Origin of the sequence: Hydrogenophaga sp., assembly GCF_026125785.1 — a bacterium.
In the GTDB taxonomy this organism is placed as follows: domain Bacteria; phylum Pseudomonadota; class Gammaproteobacteria; order Burkholderiales; family Burkholderiaceae_C; genus Hydrogenophaga.
Map to the genome: position 1 here is coordinate 416,508 of NZ_JAHCKL010000001.1, position 15,502 is coordinate 432,009.

At 63.2% G+C, this 15,502-nt stretch carries 20 protein-coding genes and 2 pseudogenes; 6 read left to right on the forward strand and 16 right to left on the reverse strand.

The genetic code is table 11. The features are described from left to right. Window positions 1-502: 502 nt before the first annotated feature. On the forward strand, window positions 503-1,048 hold the full coding sequence (locus KIT53_RS01990; protein ID WP_297746765.1) for a hypothetical protein: 546 nt from the start codon (window positions 503-505) through the stop codon (window positions 1,046-1,048). A 721-nt stretch (window positions 1,049-1,769) separates the two neighbouring features. Here KIT53_RS01990 and KIT53_RS01995 read toward each other — a convergent pair. Genes KIT53_RS01995 through KIT53_RS02020 form a run of 6 tightly spaced genes read right to left on the reverse strand, consistent with a single transcriptional unit; the run spans window position 1,770 to window position 6,560 of the window. Beyond that, window positions 1,770-2,930: an acetyl-CoA acetyltransferase gene (locus KIT53_RS01995; RefSeq protein WP_297746768.1), complete on the reverse strand. Its 1,161-nt coding sequence runs from the start codon at window positions 2,928-2,930 to the stop codon at window positions 1,770-1,772. Continuing rightward, the gene (locus tag KIT53_RS02000; RefSeq protein ID WP_297746771.1) at window positions 2,927-3,328 is read right to left on the reverse strand and encodes an OB-fold domain-containing protein; all 402 of its coding nucleotides are present in this window, start codon (window positions 3,326-3,328) and stop codon (window positions 2,927-2,929) included. The genes KIT53_RS01995 and KIT53_RS02000 overlap by 4 nt, the downstream gene beginning before the upstream one ends. 5 nt (window positions 3,329-3,333) lie before the next feature. After that, window positions 3,334-4,587: a CaiB/BaiF CoA-transferase family protein gene (locus KIT53_RS02005; protein ID WP_297746774.1), complete on the reverse strand. Its 1,254-nt coding sequence runs from the start codon at window positions 4,585-4,587 to the stop codon at window positions 3,334-3,336. 9 nt (window positions 4,588-4,596) lie between these two features. Next, on the reverse strand, window positions 4,597-5,586 hold the full coding sequence (locus tag KIT53_RS02010; RefSeq protein ID WP_297746777.1) for a tripartite tricarboxylate transporter substrate binding protein: 990 nt from the start codon (window positions 5,584-5,586) through the stop codon (window positions 4,597-4,599). A 48-nt stretch (window positions 5,587-5,634) separates the two neighbouring features. Continuing rightward, the gene (locus tag KIT53_RS02015; protein WP_066787035.1) at window positions 5,635-6,072 is read right to left on the reverse strand and encodes a MaoC family dehydratase; all 438 of its coding nucleotides are present in this window, start codon (window positions 6,070-6,072) and stop codon (window positions 5,635-5,637) included. Between the two features lie 14 nt (window positions 6,073-6,086). Further along, complete coding sequence (locus KIT53_RS02020) at window positions 6,087-6,560, reverse strand: MaoC family dehydratase (RefSeq protein WP_182120897.1); 474 nt, start codon at window positions 6,558-6,560, stop codon at window positions 6,087-6,089. A gap of 121 nt (window positions 6,561-6,681) precedes the next feature. Here KIT53_RS02020 and KIT53_RS02025 point away from each other — a divergent pair, with 121 nt between their 5' ends. Further along, window positions 6,682-7,446 carry an IclR family transcriptional regulator C-terminal domain-containing protein gene (locus tag KIT53_RS02025; RefSeq protein WP_297746786.1) on the forward strand — a complete coding sequence of 255 codons (765 nt, stop codon included), beginning with the start codon at window positions 6,682-6,684 and terminating at the stop codon, window positions 7,444-7,446. 445 nt (window positions 7,447-7,891) lie between these two features. Next, window positions 7,892-9,067, forward strand: coding sequence for a Y-family DNA polymerase (locus KIT53_RS02030; protein WP_366521884.1), 1,176 nt, complete (start codon window positions 7,892-7,894; stop codon window positions 9,065-9,067). 8 nt (window positions 9,068-9,075) lie between these two features. Here the strand turns inward: KIT53_RS02030 and KIT53_RS02040 are convergent, their stop codons facing one another. Beyond that, on the reverse strand, window positions 9,076-9,612 hold the full coding sequence (locus KIT53_RS02040; RefSeq protein WP_297746791.1) for a thermonuclease family protein: 537 nt from the start codon (window positions 9,610-9,612) through the stop codon (window positions 9,076-9,078). A 101-nt stretch (window positions 9,613-9,713) separates the two neighbouring features. On the opposite strand from KIT53_RS02040, the gene KIT53_RS02045 reads away from it, so the two are divergent. Next, the gene (locus tag KIT53_RS02045) at window positions 9,714-10,766 is read left to right on the forward strand and encodes a tyrosine-type recombinase/integrase (RefSeq protein WP_297746794.1); all 1,053 of its coding nucleotides are present in this window, start codon (window positions 9,714-9,716) and stop codon (window positions 10,764-10,766) included. A 61-nt stretch (window positions 10,767-10,827) separates the two neighbouring features. Here the strand turns inward: KIT53_RS02045 and KIT53_RS02050 are convergent, their stop codons facing one another. Both KIT53_RS02050 and KIT53_RS02055 read right to left on the reverse strand, forming a co-directional pair. Beyond that, the gene (locus tag KIT53_RS02050; RefSeq protein ID WP_297746796.1) at window positions 10,828-11,229 is read right to left on the reverse strand and encodes a type II toxin-antitoxin system MqsA family antitoxin; all 402 of its coding nucleotides are present in this window, start codon (window positions 11,227-11,229) and stop codon (window positions 10,828-10,830) included. Window positions 11,230-11,231: 2 nt separating this feature from the next. After that, window positions 11,232-11,339: pseudogene (locus KIT53_RS02055) on the reverse strand (type II toxin-antitoxin system MqsR family toxin); the annotation flags it as partial. Between KIT53_RS02055 and KIT53_RS02060 the strand changes: the two are divergent. Together KIT53_RS02060 and KIT53_RS02065 are read left to right on the forward strand one after the other, a co-directional pair. Continuing rightward, a pseudogene (locus KIT53_RS02060) lies at window positions 11,334-11,414 on the forward strand (nucleotidyltransferase); the annotation flags it as partial. The pseudogenes KIT53_RS02055 and KIT53_RS02060 sit on opposite strands and share 6 nt — an antisense overlap. Beyond that, window positions 11,411-11,548, forward strand: a complete 138-nt coding sequence (locus KIT53_RS02065; RefSeq protein ID WP_297746947.1) for a hypothetical protein — start codon at window positions 11,411-11,413, stop codon at window positions 11,546-11,548. The pseudogene KIT53_RS02060 and the gene KIT53_RS02065, both read left to right, overlap by 4 nt. Window positions 11,549-11,569: 21 nt before the next feature. Here the strand turns inward: KIT53_RS02065 and KIT53_RS02070 are convergent, their stop codons facing one another. The 7 genes from KIT53_RS02070 to KIT53_RS02100 form a co-directional block, all read right to left on the reverse strand. Next, window positions 11,570-11,851: a type II toxin-antitoxin system YafQ family toxin gene (locus KIT53_RS02070; RefSeq protein WP_297746798.1), complete on the reverse strand. Its 282-nt coding sequence runs from the start codon at window positions 11,849-11,851 to the stop codon at window positions 11,570-11,572. Continuing rightward, on the reverse strand, window positions 11,838-12,107 hold the full coding sequence (locus KIT53_RS02075; RefSeq protein WP_297746801.1) for a type II toxin-antitoxin system RelB/DinJ family antitoxin: 270 nt from the start codon (window positions 12,105-12,107) through the stop codon (window positions 11,838-11,840). The genes KIT53_RS02070 and KIT53_RS02075 overlap by 14 nt, the downstream gene beginning before the upstream one ends. Window positions 12,108-12,312: 205 nt before the next feature. Further along, entirely contained in the window at window positions 12,313-13,224 is a 912-nt protein-coding gene (locus tag KIT53_RS02080; RefSeq protein WP_297746804.1) for a DUF3262 family protein, read from the reverse strand. Window positions 13,225-13,244: 20 nt separating this feature from the next. Further along, on the reverse strand, window positions 13,245-13,844 hold the full coding sequence (locus KIT53_RS02085; protein ID WP_297746807.1) for a hypothetical protein: 600 nt from the start codon (window positions 13,842-13,844) through the stop codon (window positions 13,245-13,247). A 33-nt stretch (window positions 13,845-13,877) separates the two neighbouring features. After that, entirely contained in the window at window positions 13,878-14,603 is a 726-nt protein-coding gene (locus tag KIT53_RS02090) for a DsbC family protein (RefSeq protein ID WP_297746810.1), read from the reverse strand. A 16-nt stretch (window positions 14,604-14,619) separates the two neighbouring features. Further along, the gene (locus tag KIT53_RS02095; protein ID WP_297746813.1) at window positions 14,620-15,066 is read right to left on the reverse strand and encodes a PH domain-containing protein; all 447 of its coding nucleotides are present in this window, start codon (window positions 15,064-15,066) and stop codon (window positions 14,620-14,622) included. Between the two features lie 153 nt (window positions 15,067-15,219). After that, window positions 15,220-15,462 (reverse strand): hypothetical protein, encoded by a 243-nt coding sequence (locus tag KIT53_RS02100; RefSeq protein ID WP_297746816.1) that lies wholly within the window; start codon window positions 15,460-15,462, stop codon window positions 15,220-15,222. Between the last annotated feature and the right edge of the window lie 40 nt (window positions 15,463-15,502).

Sequence of the window (15,502 nt, forward strand, 5' to 3'; positions counted from 1 at the left end):
TCGGGATGCGAAACTTGAGCGGCCGGTTTCCGGCGCCGAACTAAGAAGGTTGCTCGCCGCGTCCCGACCCGTAGCAGTCGGTGGGCATCGCGGGCCTGCTCTCGCGGAGCGGTCTGTAGGCGCTTCAAGCCCTGGGCCCACCTCGGCATCGTCGAGCGCCGGCCATCCAACGGCCAAGCAGGCCGCGCCCTGCCTAGACCTGGCTGCGGGCCGCCACGCTGGCCTCGCCCTCGCTGGCCGGCCTGGGCGGTGTCTGGTCGAAAAGTGGGAAGGCTTGGCCATCAACCCGCGCATGGCGCTGGTCGGGACGGAAAACGACTACTCGGTGCATCAGGACGTAGGACGCGTGCAGCTGGCAGCGCGACGTGCCCTTCAAGCCGCTGTCTGCCGACGGTGTCAGCCGCATCCGCTGTGACATCGACACATTCACCAACTGCCTGAGTTCGCATCAGCTCACAGAGCCCTACACTCCGACTGCTTTTAATTGCGTCACACTCTCTCAATGAGCATCAATTGGCAGCAGTATCCGGTGGTCGCGTTCATCGACTCAAACGTCGCCCTTGAGTGTTCCGCACTCGGCGGGCTCCCATGGAAAGAGATCAGTGCAACCGGCCCCATCCTAGTTCTGGTGGTACCGACGGTAATGCAAGAGGTGGACTCCAAGAAGAACCACGCGCGGCTTGCGGATCACGCCCGACGCTTCAATCGGACGTTGCGGCCCTTGCTTGAAGGCCAGTCCACCGTCCTAGTCCGAGAGTCGCCGGCACCTCGGGTAGAGATCGCGCTGGCCGACTGCACCCGCGTTGATTGGGAGGAGTACGCGGATGAATTCTGCATTGACGCCGTCGTCACGGCGGCGAACCTGTACGGCGAAGCCAAGACATCTATCGTGGTGCCGAGAAACGTCAAAGACAGCTCGGTCGCAGACTTGATCGACATGGGCACGATGCGCTTCAAACAACCGCCTGACGTAGACGGCCATCTTAAAAAGGCAATCAGTGCAAGTGACTTCTCGGCCTTTGAATTCGATGGATCCCGGGACGATTGAGCGAAGGTGCTCACAAAGCTGACAGAACGTGCCCAGGGGCTAGACCGGAACGCCTTCAGCACCTTCAGCTGTGGTTTGCTCCGTTGCTCTCTGCACAGCACGCTAATTGAACTGCCGGTCGTCAAACGCCGAACACGCACGTGAGCGCGTTCTCCGTCGGTGTCCATCGAAGAAGACAGTCCGTTTTCCTAAAAGCGGACGTTTGGCGTCAACCGCTGCTGGGCGGTTGAACTGCTGACTGTCGGCTTCCTGGTGCAGCTAAGAATTCATCCTCCCGGCCAAGAGCGACCAACTGATGTGAGAACCCGAGCGGCAGTTTGAGGCTGATTGCCGCCCGTCAGGTTTGACCATCGAACGGCAGGTTCCGGCGTCACCTGCCATTCGCCATCCACGCGGGCGTCGGGCATCACCGTTCCGCTATATCGGACGTGAAACACGAGCGCAGTCAGGACTAACTCGCGGTTCTTGTCACCGCTGCTGTGAAGGACGTACCGGACGCCGCTCTCGTGCGGCCATGTCTCGGCACGCTTAAAGTTTCCGTGCGCCTTGGCAACAGCGTCGATGCCGGTGAGGACGGTCAAGGTCTCGGTGCCGCGATTGAAAACGAAGATCGCCGTCGTGCCATCGCACGAGCTGATTCCACTTCCCAGGTTCCTCTCGAACGCCGAGCTTTGGTCGATGGCGTCGGAGCTTGACCTGGGCAACTCAGAGGGCGCAACGCCTAAAGCGTGGCCTGCGTGCCGAGGATGACCGTGCTTTGGGCCGAAAGCGTGCCGCCATTGCCGTGCGCGATGGCGGTGTTACACCCCGCCACCTGCCGACGACCGGCCTCACCGCGGAGTTGGCGCACGGCCTCGATCAGCACGAAGATGCCGAACATGCCTGGATGGCAATAAGACAGACCGCCGCCGCTGGTGTTGACGGGAAGCTGCCCCCCTGGGGCGATGGCACCGTCCGCGACGAAGCGGCCGCCCTCGCCCTTGGGGCAGAAGCCCAGATCTTCCAGGAACAGCAGCGTCGTGATGGTGAAGGCGTCGTAGACCTGTACCACGTCGATGTCTGCGGGCTTCAATCCTGCCATCGCATACGCGGCTGCTCCGGAGCGCACGGCGCCGGTCACGGTGAGGTCCGGCATGTTGCTGATGCTGTAGTGGCCGAGATCCTCGCCGACCCCCAGCACGTAGGCCGGACGCTTCCTGAGCGTCTTCGCCCGCTCCGCCGAGGTGATGATGATCGCCCCGCCGCCGTCCGTCACCAGGCAGCAGTCGCGCACCGTCAGCGGCGTGCTGACCATGCGCGAGCCCAGCACGTCCGCCACGGTCAGCGGCTCCTTCTCCCACGCCTGCGGGTTGAGCAGCGCCCATTCGCGCGCGGCCACCGCCACCTGCGCGAGCTGCTCGCGCGTGGTGCCGTACTCGTGCATGTGGCGCGACGCCGCGAGCGCGTACGAGCTCGCTGTGTACAGGGGCCGGTAAGGCGACTCGTAGGGATTGACATCGGGCGCCGCGACGTTGGCCCGGCCCAGGCTGCGCTGCGTACTGGCATAGGCGATCAGCGCGACCTCGCACAGCCCCGCCTGGATGGCCGCCTGTGCGTGCGCCACCATCGACATGAAGCTGCAGCCCCCGATGTTGGTGCCGTCGTGGTAGCGCGGCCGGATCCCGAGGTACTCGGCCAGCGCCAAGGTCGGCATGCGGCTCTGCGAGGTGGTGGCGAACAGGCCATCGACGTCGCGCAGCGACAGGCCCGCATCGGCCAGGGCGCGCTGCGCCGCCTGCCCCATGAGGTCCAGGGGCGACAGGCCGGCAGCCACTTCCCCCAGGTCGGATTCGGCGACGCCTGCAATAGCGCAGGCGCCGCGTTTCAGGCCATGCTGTGTCATGCGGCCTCCGGCACGAAGACGACGTAAGGCGCGGCGCCGTCGCCGTCGCCGTCGCCGGGGGTGTGGACGCGCGAGCGCACGCGCATGCCGATGCGCACCGCATCGGCGGGCACCTCCTCGACGCGGCTCATGAGGCGGAAGCCCTCGTCCATGTCCACCAGCACCACGTTGTACGGCGGCTCGCCGCGCGGGCTGATCACCGTCGCGGCGTGAACGGCGCCCTTGCCCCCGCTCACGCGCCATTCAACGGCGTTGCCTGTGCCGGGAGCGATCACCCGTGGAAAGAACACCGGCTGGCCGGAGGCGGCGTCGAACTGGTACGCCAGTTCCCCGCGCTGAAGGTAGTCGCGGAAGAGCGCGAGCGGCGAAGCGCCCGCGGCAATCGTGTTGAGGCTCATGGGATTCAGATAATGCGGTTGGCGCGATGGCGCGCGATTTCTTCACTGCTCAGCCCGAGCAGGCTGCCTAGGACGTCCTCTGTCGCGTCGCCCAGCGTCGGCGGCGCGCGGTCGTACACCGGCGGTGTGCCTTGCAGACGCAGCGGACTGGCAATCGTGGACACTATGCTGCCGTCCGGGCGCTGCAGGTCCACCCGCAGCTTGCGGTGCTGCACCTGCGCGTCCTCGAAGACCTGCCGGTAGTTGTTGATGGGACCGCAGGGCACGCCACGGGACTCCAGCCGCTCCAGCCACTCGGCGCGTGTGCGAGTGAGCATAGTGCGGGCTAGTTCGGGCACAAGTTCATCCCGACCGGTGATGCGGCCGGTGACCTTGGTCCAGCGCGGGTCGGCGCCCAGGTCCGACCGCTCGATGGCCGCGCAGTACTGCTGCCACTGGCCGTCGTTGCCGACTGCCACGACGATCTCGCCGTCGGCCACTACGAACACCTGGTAGGGCACGAGGCTCGCGTGTGCGTTGCCGAACCGGCCCGGGACCTTGTCACTTGCGAAGTAACCCGTCACTTGGTTGCCGCCGAGGGCCACGATGCAGTCGAGCAGCGCCATGTCGATGTACTGGCCGCGGCCCGACACCGAGCGATGCTCCAGCGCCGAGAGGATCGCGATCGTCGCGTACATCCCGGTCATAACGTCGGCGATCGCGATGCCTGCCTTCTGCGGCCCGCCGCCCGGCAGGTCGTCGCGCTCGCCGGTGATGCTCATGAGCCCGCCCATGGCCTGGAAGACGAAGTCGTACCCGGGCTTGTGCGCGCTCGGTCCTTCTTGGCCATAGCCGGTGATCGAGCAGTAGACCAGACGCGGGTTCAGGGCCGACAGCGCGGCGTAGTCAAGACCGTAGCGCTTGAGGTCCCCGACCTTGTAGTTCTCGATCACGACGTCGCTGACCGCGGCCAACTTGCGGATCATCTCTTGCCCTTCGGGGCGCGAGATGTCCATGGTGATCGACTTCTTGCCGCGGTTGGCCGCAGCGTAGTACGTCGAGTCCGCGCCGGCCCCCGCCTGCGCGCCCTCGACCCAAGGCGGGCCCCAGCCGCGTGTGTCGTCGCCGGCGCCGGGGCGTTCCACCTTGATCACGTCCGCGCCCATGTCGGCGAGGTTCTGGCTGCACCACGGGCCCGCCAGCACCCGGGACAGGTCCAGCACGCGCAGGTGCGAAAGGGCGCCCGGTCCGCCGGGCCGCTCCATCGTCGTGTCAGGCATGTAGCGCTCCTAGTCGATCTTGACGTTGGCGTCGCTGATCACCTTGACCCACTTGGTCAGCTCGGCGTCGACGAACGAAGTGAACTGGGCTTGCGTCATGGAGCCCGGCTCGGCGCCGAGGGCGGCGAACTGCGAGCGGATGTTGGCGCTTTGCAGCACCTGCCGCACGTCGCCTGCAAGCTTCTCGCGCAGCTTGGGGTCCATGCGTCCGGGGGCGTAGAGGCCGAACCAGGCGGTGGCCTCGAAGCCCTTCAGACCGGCCTCATCGATGGTCGGAACGTTCGGCAGCGCAGGTGAGCGCTTGAGCGACGTCACGCCCAGGGCCAGCAGCTTGCCCGACTGGATGTGCTGCAGCACGCCCGGCACCGAGTCGAACATCATCGGTATCTGGCCGCCCAGCAGGTCGGTTAGCGCGGTCGCGGCGCCCTTATAAGGCACGTGGACCATTTCCACGCCCGCCATCAACTTGAACAGCTCGCCGGAGAGATGGTTAGCTCCGCCCGTCCCGGAAGAGCCGAAGTTCACCTTGCCCGGATTTGCCTTGGCGTAAGCCACCAGTTGCTGCACCGTCTTAGGTGGGAAAGACGGGTGCACCACCAGCACGTTGGGCACGGCCGCGACCTGCGCGAGCGGCGTGAAGTCGGTGCGCGTGTCGTACTTGAGGTTCTTGTACAGGCCTGGATTTATCACGTGGTGCGTGGCGGTGAGCATGAGCGTGTGGCCGTCCGGCGGCATGCGCGCCAGTTGCTCTGAGAAAATGGTGCCGCTGGCACCCGCCTTGTTGTCAACGATGACGGGCTTGCCCCAGCGCTCCCCCAGCTCCTTGGCCAGCTGTCGCGCAAGGATGTCGGTGGTGCCGCCGGCCGGGAACGGCACGACGATCTTCACGGGGTGCGTGGGAAAATCCTGTGCGTGCGCCGCGAGCGGCGCTGCCGCTGCGCACAGGATGCCAAGCGCCGCTGCGGTCAGCCGCGCCTTGTAGTTCTTAAGGATCTGCATGGATGTCTCCTGGGTTTCTGGGGCGGGGCTGCCGGCGGCAGCGGGGCGTCAGCTAGCGAGCGGGATTTCGACCATCGCTTCGCCGACGGCCACGACTTCGCCGCGCTGGTTCTGCACCTGCACGTCCAGCATGAACCAGCGGCCGGTCTGCGTGTCCTTACCCGCCTTGACCACCGCGCTCGGGGTGATGGTGTCGCCCGGCTTCACGGGCATCTTCCAGCGGGTCTCGAGGCGCCGCTGCACGCCGCCGTGGGCGTAGATCCAGTCGGTCAGCATCTTGGTGATGACACCGAAGTTGTTCATGCCGTGCATGATGATGCCGCCGAAGTTCGTCTTGCCGAAGTCACCCTTCATGTACTCGTCGTCGAGGTGCAGCGGGTTGAAGTCAAGCGAGGCTTCGCAGAAAGCACGGATCGTTTCCCGCGTGGGCGAGAAGGGGGTGCCGGTGATCTTGTGGCCGGCTTCGAATTGGGTAGTGGTCGTCATGTCGTGGATCCTTCTTAGGCCGGGCGGATGGTCTGGCCTCGGCCGGAGCAGATAACCTGGTTGTGCTGGTTGAAGAAGACGTTGTCGTGGACGACGAACAGCCGGTCTTTCTTGATGAACTTGTCCAGTGCGCGCGCTTCCAGGCGGATGGTGTCGCCGGGGCGCGCGGGGATGTTGTAGCTCCAGGACTGGCCCGCGTTGACGGTGCCGGGGCTGCGCATCCAGTCGTCCGCCGGGGTGCAGGCGAACATCAACAGGATGTGGATGGTGGGAGGAGCGATGAGGCCCTTATACGGCGTGGTCTTGGCGTATTCCTCGTCGAAGTACAGCGGATGGGTGTCGCCCACCACGCGGCAGTACTTCTGGATCGCTTCGAGCGTCAGCGTGTACGGGATTGTCTTGCGCGGTTCACCGGGAACGATCTGTTCCCAGGTCTTGCGCAGCTCGTTGTCCTTCCAGAAATCGGTTTCGAAGGTTTGTGCGGTCATGGCTTACAAGTTGAGGTTGAAAAATTCGGCGAATCGTCTACAATATCCGCCTGGCGGTCATTGGTAACCGCCTAGAGATCATTATTAGCCGGTAAGCGGCTGTTGTCAACTTGAAGAACTTATGGCCACCCCTGAAAGCGAATCCTTCGTCCGCACGTTTGCGCGCGGACTAAAAGTCATTGAGGTACTGGGCCTACGTCCCGGCGGGCTTACCCTGGCCGAGGTGGCGGACGGTGTAGCACTGCCGCGCACGGCAGTGCGCAGGTTCCTGCTAACGCTGGTTGATCTGGCATTCGTTCGAACCGACGGCAAGCGCTATTGGCTCACACCACGCGTTTTGCGCCTTGGTCTTTCCTACCTCTCCACGCTTCCTTACTGGCGCGATGCGCAGCCTGCGCTGGAGGAGCTGTGCGCGCGGGTGCAGCAGTCCTGCGCACTGTCCGTGCTGGACGGCGAAGAACTCGTCTATGTGCAGCGGCAGCACGCCAAGCGCATCCTCCCCATGAGCCCTACCGTCGGCAGCCGGCTGCCCGCGCATGCGGTGTCGATGGGCCGCGTGCTGCTCGCAGGGCTTACAGACGAGGAACTGGAGCAATATCTCGAATCCGCCGAGCTCGTCGCACTGACGCCCGCAACGCTGACGGATCGCGATCAGATGCACAAAGCCATCCTCGCAATCCGGCAGCGTGGCTGGGCTTGGGTGGATGGCGAGCTAGACGAATCGATCTGTGGTCTCGCGGTGCCAGTCAGGGATCGCAGAGGCGCCACGATCGCCGCGCTGAATGTCAGCTTGCCGTCTGGAGAGTTCACGCAAGAACAGGCCGTGGAGCGGTTCCTGGGCGAACTGCGAGTCGCAGCGTCGCGGCTGCGCGCGAGCGATCGATAGCCTATCGCCACACTCGATGCGCAGGCCAAGGCGACGCTGATCTACAGGCGGACCAAAAACCTACGTGCCTTGCAACTGCTTCTGGGGCACTTCAAGCTTGAGTCGACCGTGAGAGCGGGACCGCTGCGCCCCTGCTGGCAGCCTAAAGACATCGATTGACGCGCGTGGCGATGGCCGCTATGCGGTAGGTAGCGTGAGTTCGGATATACCAATCGAACGGCAGCAAACGCTGCACTGCCGGCGCTTGACCAGAAATTCTGAGCGGCTCTTGAGGGTCGTCCTGCGTCGATCAGGGTGGCGCTGGGCCTCCTACTTCAACGACTCAGAGCGTGCTCGAATTGAGCCTTATTACGTACAAAACTGTTAGTCTTGATTCTTGTTGAAGAATCAACGACTAAATACCTACTAACAGTTAGGGTCATTCAGAAACAACGATGGCTGTGCCATTGCGCGCAGCGACGAGGCAAAGGCGCTGGGCGTGAAGATGGGTCAACCCATCCACCAGGTGCCGGCCGCCATTCGCCGTCAACTCGTCATCCGATCGGCCAATTTCACGCTGTATGGCGATCTCTCGGCACGCATCAACACCATCCTGCGAGCGGCCGTGCCACGTGTCGAGAGTTACAGCATCGACGAATGTTTCCTCGATCTGGACGGCATCCGCGACCGCGAGGCGCTCGTATGGGAGCTGCGCGCGCGTGTGGAGCGTTGGACGGGAATTCCCAACGGCATAGGCATAGGCAGCACCAAGACCCTGGCCAAGCTGGCCAATCATGTCGCCAAGAGTGCGCAGCGCAAACCCGGTAGCTACCCCGATGCCTATGCCGGTGTGGCGGATCTCGCGAGTCTTTCGCCGGCAGTCCTGGTGGATGTGCTGGCTGCCACCCCGGTAGGCGAAGTTTGGGGCGTTGGCCGGCGCTGGTCAGACAAGCTGCAGGCCCAGGGCATTCATACCGCCCTGCAGCTTCGAGATGCGCCCAGGGGTCAGGTTTTGCAGGACTTTGGCGTGACGCTGGCCCGCACCCAGCGTGAGCTGGCCGGTTTGGCCTGCATGGGGTTGGAGGATGTGGAGCCGGATCGGCAGCAAATCATGGTCAGCCGCAGTTTTGGCGCAAGGGTGTATGACCATGATGCGGTGCGCGAAGCCCTTGTCAGTTTCGCCGTCCGCGCCTGCGAAAAGCTGCGCCAGCGCAATCTCGTGGCGTCGGCCGTCGGCATTTTTGCGAGTACCGACGCGTTCGATCGGGAGGCCATCCAACACCATCCACAGCGCGCAGCGAACCTGCCGGGAGCCACTAGTGATTCACGCCTGGTGGCAGCGACCGTGGCACAACTGAGCAGGCGTTTTCTGAAGCAGGGCCTGGCGTACAAGAAGGCAGGGGTGTGGCTCATGGACTTGGCGCGCCCTGTGGATCTGCAGCCAGAACTGTTCGGCCCGGCCACCGCCGGCAACGAACGATTGATGGAAGTCGTCGATGCCATCAACCGCCGCCATGGGCGTGGTGCGATCGGACTGGGAGCCACGGGTTGGCAATCAACGCCTCATTGGGGAATGCGGCAGGAACACCTCTCGCCGCGGTTCACCACCGCCTTCAGTGACCTGCCAGTCGCATATTGCTGACGCTCCTGTTAACAGCCATAGCGCTTTGATCCGTCTGGCAGCAATTGATACCGGCCGCCCTTGGGGCCGGTGACGCAATCCGTGGCATCAGCCGACTTGAGGCGGTTGCTTTGCCGAAACTCCCATGGAGCCATAGGGGGCGCTGCGGTTCCCTGCGTGCTCCACAGCCCGACACGCGCCACGCGTGCTGCCTGCTCGGCCTCGGGAAATGCCGCATCTATCTGGTACCTGGTGTAGGCCCAGGCCAAGCCTGCCTTGACTTGTTCCAGATTGGCATCCTTACCGCGGCATTCGACCCTGGCCACCGTGCGGCCATAGCGATCCGTGGCTGTCGGCCTGATCGTCGCATCCGCCTTGAAGCATAGATCGGACAGGTGGCGCTTGCTGCGCTGGCCGAAGGCCTGGCGGCTCTCTGGCGCATCGATCTCGGCGAGGCGCACGCGTACTTGCTGATAGGGATGGGCTGGATCAGCTGCGGGGCAGCGGGTCGTCAGGGTATCGCCGTCGGATATTCCGACGATCAGGCAAAGCAGGGCGGCAAGCATGCGCGATTGACTTCAATAAGGGACGCTGAGGATACTGGCATGCCGGAAACCTCCATGGGTTCTTGGGCCTTCCAACAACGTTGAACAACGAGGTGGGGCCAATGATCCAGCAACGCTGCTCAGCATCGGCATGGATGGACGCGTTCCTTGATGAGCGCATGCATCTGCATGGCCTGACGTTTTCGTCAATCCACACCATGCGGATCGAACTCAATGGCTGGTTGCGCTGGCTCAACGCCAGGGGTATTGCGTGGGATGGGGTCACACCCTCGGACATCCGGCTATGGCTAGGGCACTATCGAGAGTACGCCGATTCGACGATGCAGAAAAAGACCGCAATTCTGCGCAGCCTGTACCGATGGGCGCGGGCGCACGAGCTCGTCGAATCCGACCCCTGGCAGCCTATCGTTCGTGTATGCAACAACAGACCATGGCGCCCACGTTTCACGCCCTCTATCCGCGCCGTTGATCTGCTGCTTTCCCAACCCGACGTTACCACCATGATCGGCGTGCGCGACCGCGCCATCCTGGAGCTGTTGTATGCGACGGGTCTGCGCGCGGCCGAGTTGCTTGGCCTGGCCTGCCATCAGGTCGCCAGCGGAGACTCCGACCGGATCATTGCGGTGATGGGAAAGGGTCAGAAGGAACGCATCGTGATCTACGGGCGAACCGCACAGACATGGCTGCGCTACTACCTCCGTGTGGCCAGGCCGCAACTGCTCGCCAGAGCCGAAATCCCCGCTGGTCGGGTAACTCAGTTCTTTGTTCATCCCGGGTACATGGGGAGCCTGTCCTATCAGAACTTTCGGCGCATGGTTCGGGATTACGCGGATGCTGCCGGGCTACCCCTGTTGACCGCCCATTCGCTGCGCCACGCATTTGCCACCCACCTCTATCAGGGCGGCGCCAACCTGAGGGTCATCCAGGAACTGCTCGGCCATAGTCATCTGGCAACGACCTGCATCTATGCCCGGCCAGCGCCAGAGTTGATGCTGGCATTCATTGAGCGCTTTCATCCGCGCGGTATCCACTACGATCGATCTCAACGCTGCCAACCCCGGGACACGTTGATCCGCCCCGTCACATCGTTGCGACCCGTGCAGAAAGATCACCTCGCTTTGTTTGATCGCTGGCTTGTCAAAACAGCGACATGAACGCCAGTGTGGCCGGGGTATTCTCCATTCTCCGGGCTATGAACGGCGAGATTCGAGAAGGTCAAGCGGTCTTGACCTCGTTGAGAAGGTCGGGGTGACGATCCAGCAGCTTGAACAGCTTGACCAAGGCCAGGGGCGGCTTGGTCTTGCCGTTCTCGTAGCGCGAGAAGGCATTGATACCGCCACCGAAGATTTCGGCGGCCTCGCGTTGGCCGAGGTCGAGCTTCTTGCGCACGTTGACGATGAAGGCGGGGTCAACGATGGCCGCATTCACCTGCTTGTTGAACGCCTGCATCTCACGCATGACGCGCTCGGTCTCAAGCATATCGGTGATGGACTCATCGCACGCCGGGCAAAAGTCAGCCGTCACCGCAGGAATCACCGTGGTTTCGCCCTTGTAGGTATAGGGCAGGTCGCGGGTGTCGTGGATCAGTTCCGCCGCGCCGCAAACAGGACATTTCATGGTCATAGCTCCTTGTAAGACACGATCAGCACGTCATCAATGACCGTCAACTTCAGGTACAGGTCGCCCGCCGGCGTGCTTGTGCGGTACACGTCCTGCCATACCTTGTACTGAATTTGCTGACACCCGGCGACCTGCCGCCGAAGTTCCGTGCCAAGGTGCTCGCTGAGGCGCAACCGGTATGAGCGCGAACCACCGACGGCCGGATTACCTTGACCACATCCAGCAGGCCGCGACCGATGCATGCAGCTTCGTGGAAGGGCTGACCGAGGACGACTTCCAGGCCGACAAGCGCACCCAACCCAGCAGGCCGTCATGAGCCTCCACTTTACCGCTGGCGTCAACCGAAAAGCTCGCTGTGTGAGCCACGCCGCGCCAACCGCAGGGTGTCGGCACCGGATTTGCGGTAGATCAGCAGCAGGTCTGGCTTGACATGGCATTCACGGTAACCCGCCCAATTGCCGGACAGGTCGTGGTCTCGGTGACGCGCATCGAGGGGCTGGTCGGTCGCCAGCGCGACCAGTATCGGTTTGAGCTCGTCATCGAGTGTGGCACGGTGCTGGCCCTTGGCTTCGCGCTTGTAGTCGCGCTTGAACGCTGAGGATCGATCAATCGTCCGCACGCAGATCCACCATCAGATCGTCCACGGTGGCGAACTTTTTGCCCTTGCCGGCTTCTAGCTCAGCGATGGCCTTCTTCGTGGTGGCGTTGGGCACCTTCACCTCGAAGGGCAGGCGGTGCTCGTCGGCTATGCGCAGCATCAGCAGGCGGATGGCGTCGGAAATCGACAGGCCCATTGCTTCGAGAGCAGTGGCTGCGCGCTCCTTGGTGTCGGAGTCAATACGGGCGCGGACATAGGTGTCGGCGGTTGTGCTCATGGCAGTTATCCGGGAACGGTTCAGACATGCACATTGTAGTCACAACAAGACTACAAATCGCCAACTCATTGATGCCACAAGACGTGACGGGTGCGATGCTTCGTTGCCCCTGCAGAGCGCACCGCACTACGCCAGGGCACCATGACCCGCCGTATCACGTGGCTGCAGCTGCCAGCACAGTCCCCCCTGGTGGAACGCTGGCTTGTCAAAACAGCGACATGACCACGAACACCATGCAGACCACGATCAACCCCCGCTTCATGTACAGCAGCAGATCGGCCGTGGCGATCACGCCCCTGGCGTAGCGCTGCCAGACACCCAGCATCGCGCTGCCGACCACAAGCAGAGTGACCACCACCAGCAGCATCTGGTTGATGGAGCGCAGCTTTGCCATGCTGATGCCAGAGCCCGACTGGAAGCCCGCCGCTATGGCCGCGTTCATGCTCATGCATCCGCCGCTGCCGTCGCGCACGCAACTCGACGGCGTCCAGGACGGGTTGTAGCTTGTCCCGGTTCCCGCTATGGGGGGTGAACCCGGACTGGGCGCCGGGCCAGAGCTACCGCCCGTCATCTTGTCGGCCATGGTGCAGATCGTCGTGCCGTTGATGTCGGCAAAGCCCGTGCATTTGCCCGAGTTGATCATCGTTTGGCAGTTGCCGACACCGAGCTGAACGCACGACAGCACCAGGTTGCCATCGACCGTGCGGCCGTCAAACTTGCCCAGGGCGACCAGCGACGCGGGCGGCTTAGTGGCCAGCATCTGCGTGGTCAGCTTCGACCACGCATCGACCTGTTGCTGCAGGCTCCAGGTCTGGAATACCGCTGGCTCAACCTTGGCGAACTCCTTGACGTTCTGCGTGTTCAATTGCAGTACGCCAAAACAGCATGAGCCGTTGTAGATCCCCAGCCGGCCGCCGCTCTCGAACATGGCCAGGTTGCCCACGGCGTCCGCGTTGGCGCGCAGCCATGGGCTGGCATGGGGCGAGTTGCGCACGGCGTTCGCCACATCCGCCGCCGTAACCCGATCCTGGGCATGTGACTGCCTGGCCAGCATGAGTGTCGCCACGGCCAGCAGGGCGATGATCAGCCAGCGAAGGGTGGAGGGCAGGGCCGTCATGAGGTCGCCTCGGCTGCGGCTCAGGGCAGCTTGATTGCCCGGTTGCATTCCGGCGCCGGCTTGCCGTACTGCACCACGCGGACATAGGCCATCCTGTTCTTCGCATCAAACGCGACCTGCTCGTAGTTGCGCGACTTGGGCTGAAACTGGTCGTTCGAGGTGATGTTGCAGTAGCGCGGAAAGTCCTGCTGCGTGGCCTGTCCACCCGATAGGCTTTGGATCACCACGCGCATCGGGCATATGGCATAGATGGGGGTGTTGATGGCGCTGCTGTTGGGCGGGTCTTCACACTGCGGATAGACCAGCGATGCGGCGCTCAGGATGGTGAAGATGTACCGATTGCCACCTGACTCGAATGCAGCAATGTTCACGAATGCGGGGTATTTGCCTCCGCTTTCATGCGGCGGAAGACCCTCCAGTGTCGGCGCCCAGATCGCGGCGGCGAGCTTTCTGGATTCAGGTGTGCCCTCATAGCCGGGGAAGTTGAAATCGAAGGCCAGCATATCCATGGTTTGCCACTGCAGGCCCTTCGGGAACTCCACCTTCTTGCCCTGGGCCTGGGCGCCCACGGCCAGTGACAGGCCCAGGGCCAGGACGGAAACCGTCTTGCGAAACTGCATATTCATCACTCCTGCTGCGTCTTTACTGGGCCGCTATTGCGCCTTGCCGCTGGCATCGAGCTCGGCCACGAACTGCTCAGGCGGGGTGGCTCCCACCAGGCGCTTGCCATTGCCGAGGAATACCGTGGGCGTGTTCTGGATGCGGTGTTTTTCACCGAACTTGAGGATTTCCACCAGGCCCGACACGTCGCAGTCCTGGTTGCCGGTCGGGCGCCGGCCCGCCATGATGGCCTTCCAGGTGCCGGCCCGGTCAGGAGAGCACCAGGCCGTGCGCGCCAGCGCCTGCGAGCTCGGGTCAATGACCGGTAACATGAAGCGGTACACGGTCACGTCATCGAGCTGATCGACGAACTTGGTGAACACCCTGCAGATGGGGCAGTTGGGATCTTCAAAGAGGGCGACCTTGCGGCTGCCGTTGCCATGCACCTCCTTGATCGCATGCTTGAGCGGCAGGCTGGAGAACGGCACCGAGGTCAGCCGGTTCATGGTGTCCGCCGTCAGATCCTGCCGGGTCTGCATGTCGAGCATCGTGCCGCCGATGATGCCGAAGCGCCCGCTGGCGTCGGTGTAGAACACCTCGCCGTCAGAAATCACCTGGTAGATGCCAGGGGCAGGCGTCGCCTGAATCTGATCGACCTTGACCTTGCCGCCTGTCAGGCGCTCGATGTTTGCCTTGATGGTGGCGGGCGATTGGGCCAGGGCGCTGCCGCTGGCAAACAGTGCCGCCAGCGTGATGGCGAGGATGTGCCTGGGTATCATGCAACGGGACTCCCTGTCAGTAGTCGAAGGCCCGCACGCCCTTGGCAGCGCGGCAGGTTTCGATGGTGTTGCGAATGAGCTGTGACACATCCATCGCGTTCGGGATGGCGTTGATCAGCAGCGTGGGGCACGAGGCATCTGTCGTGTGCAGAGTGATCCGGTCGCGGCCAAAGATGGTCTGCATCAGCGTGCTGCCGATGGACATGTCCTTGACCCGGTAGAGCTCCAGGGACTCCACCCGTTTGACGATGATCCCGGACTCCACCAGCAGCCGCTGGTCGGTCAGTGTGTAGCGGTGATTCGCCGTGGCCAGGTAGCGGTACAAGGCCCAGGCCACGGGAAACAGCAGCCAGAAGCAGAACAGGGCAAACACAAACACCGCGGCGTTCACCACCTGTCCCTCCGAGGCCGACCACAGCACATGCACTTCGGGCGTCGCGTTGATACCGGAGTGAACCGGCATCGCCGCTGACTCCAGGGCCGTCCTGCTCGCTGGTGCTGCTGAAGTAGGGTCTGTGTGCATGGGATCAGAATAGATGGGCGGTTGAAGGCTGTCAGCACGCAAGCCTGGGTTACGTGACGGAGGGTAAGCGCTTGACGCTATCTGAAAAACATGCTATTCATGGCGCGCGTCATCCTTGTAGTTTTCGGCCTCTCGCTGGAGCGCTATGCGTAGCGCTTCGTCCTCGATCGTAGCCTCGACCCGCATGTAGTCGTCGCTCATCCAGGTGTAGGCCGCACCTTCTTCGACAGATTGCACCGTGCCATCGGGCCACACCCGGTAGCTGACCGTGGCATCTGGGTCGCCCACGCACGGGGCAGGCTGCGGGCCGATCGATGTTGTTGCTGATCGGCTCATGGCGATTGACGGACAGGAGCTGTCCCATTCATCATGGGAC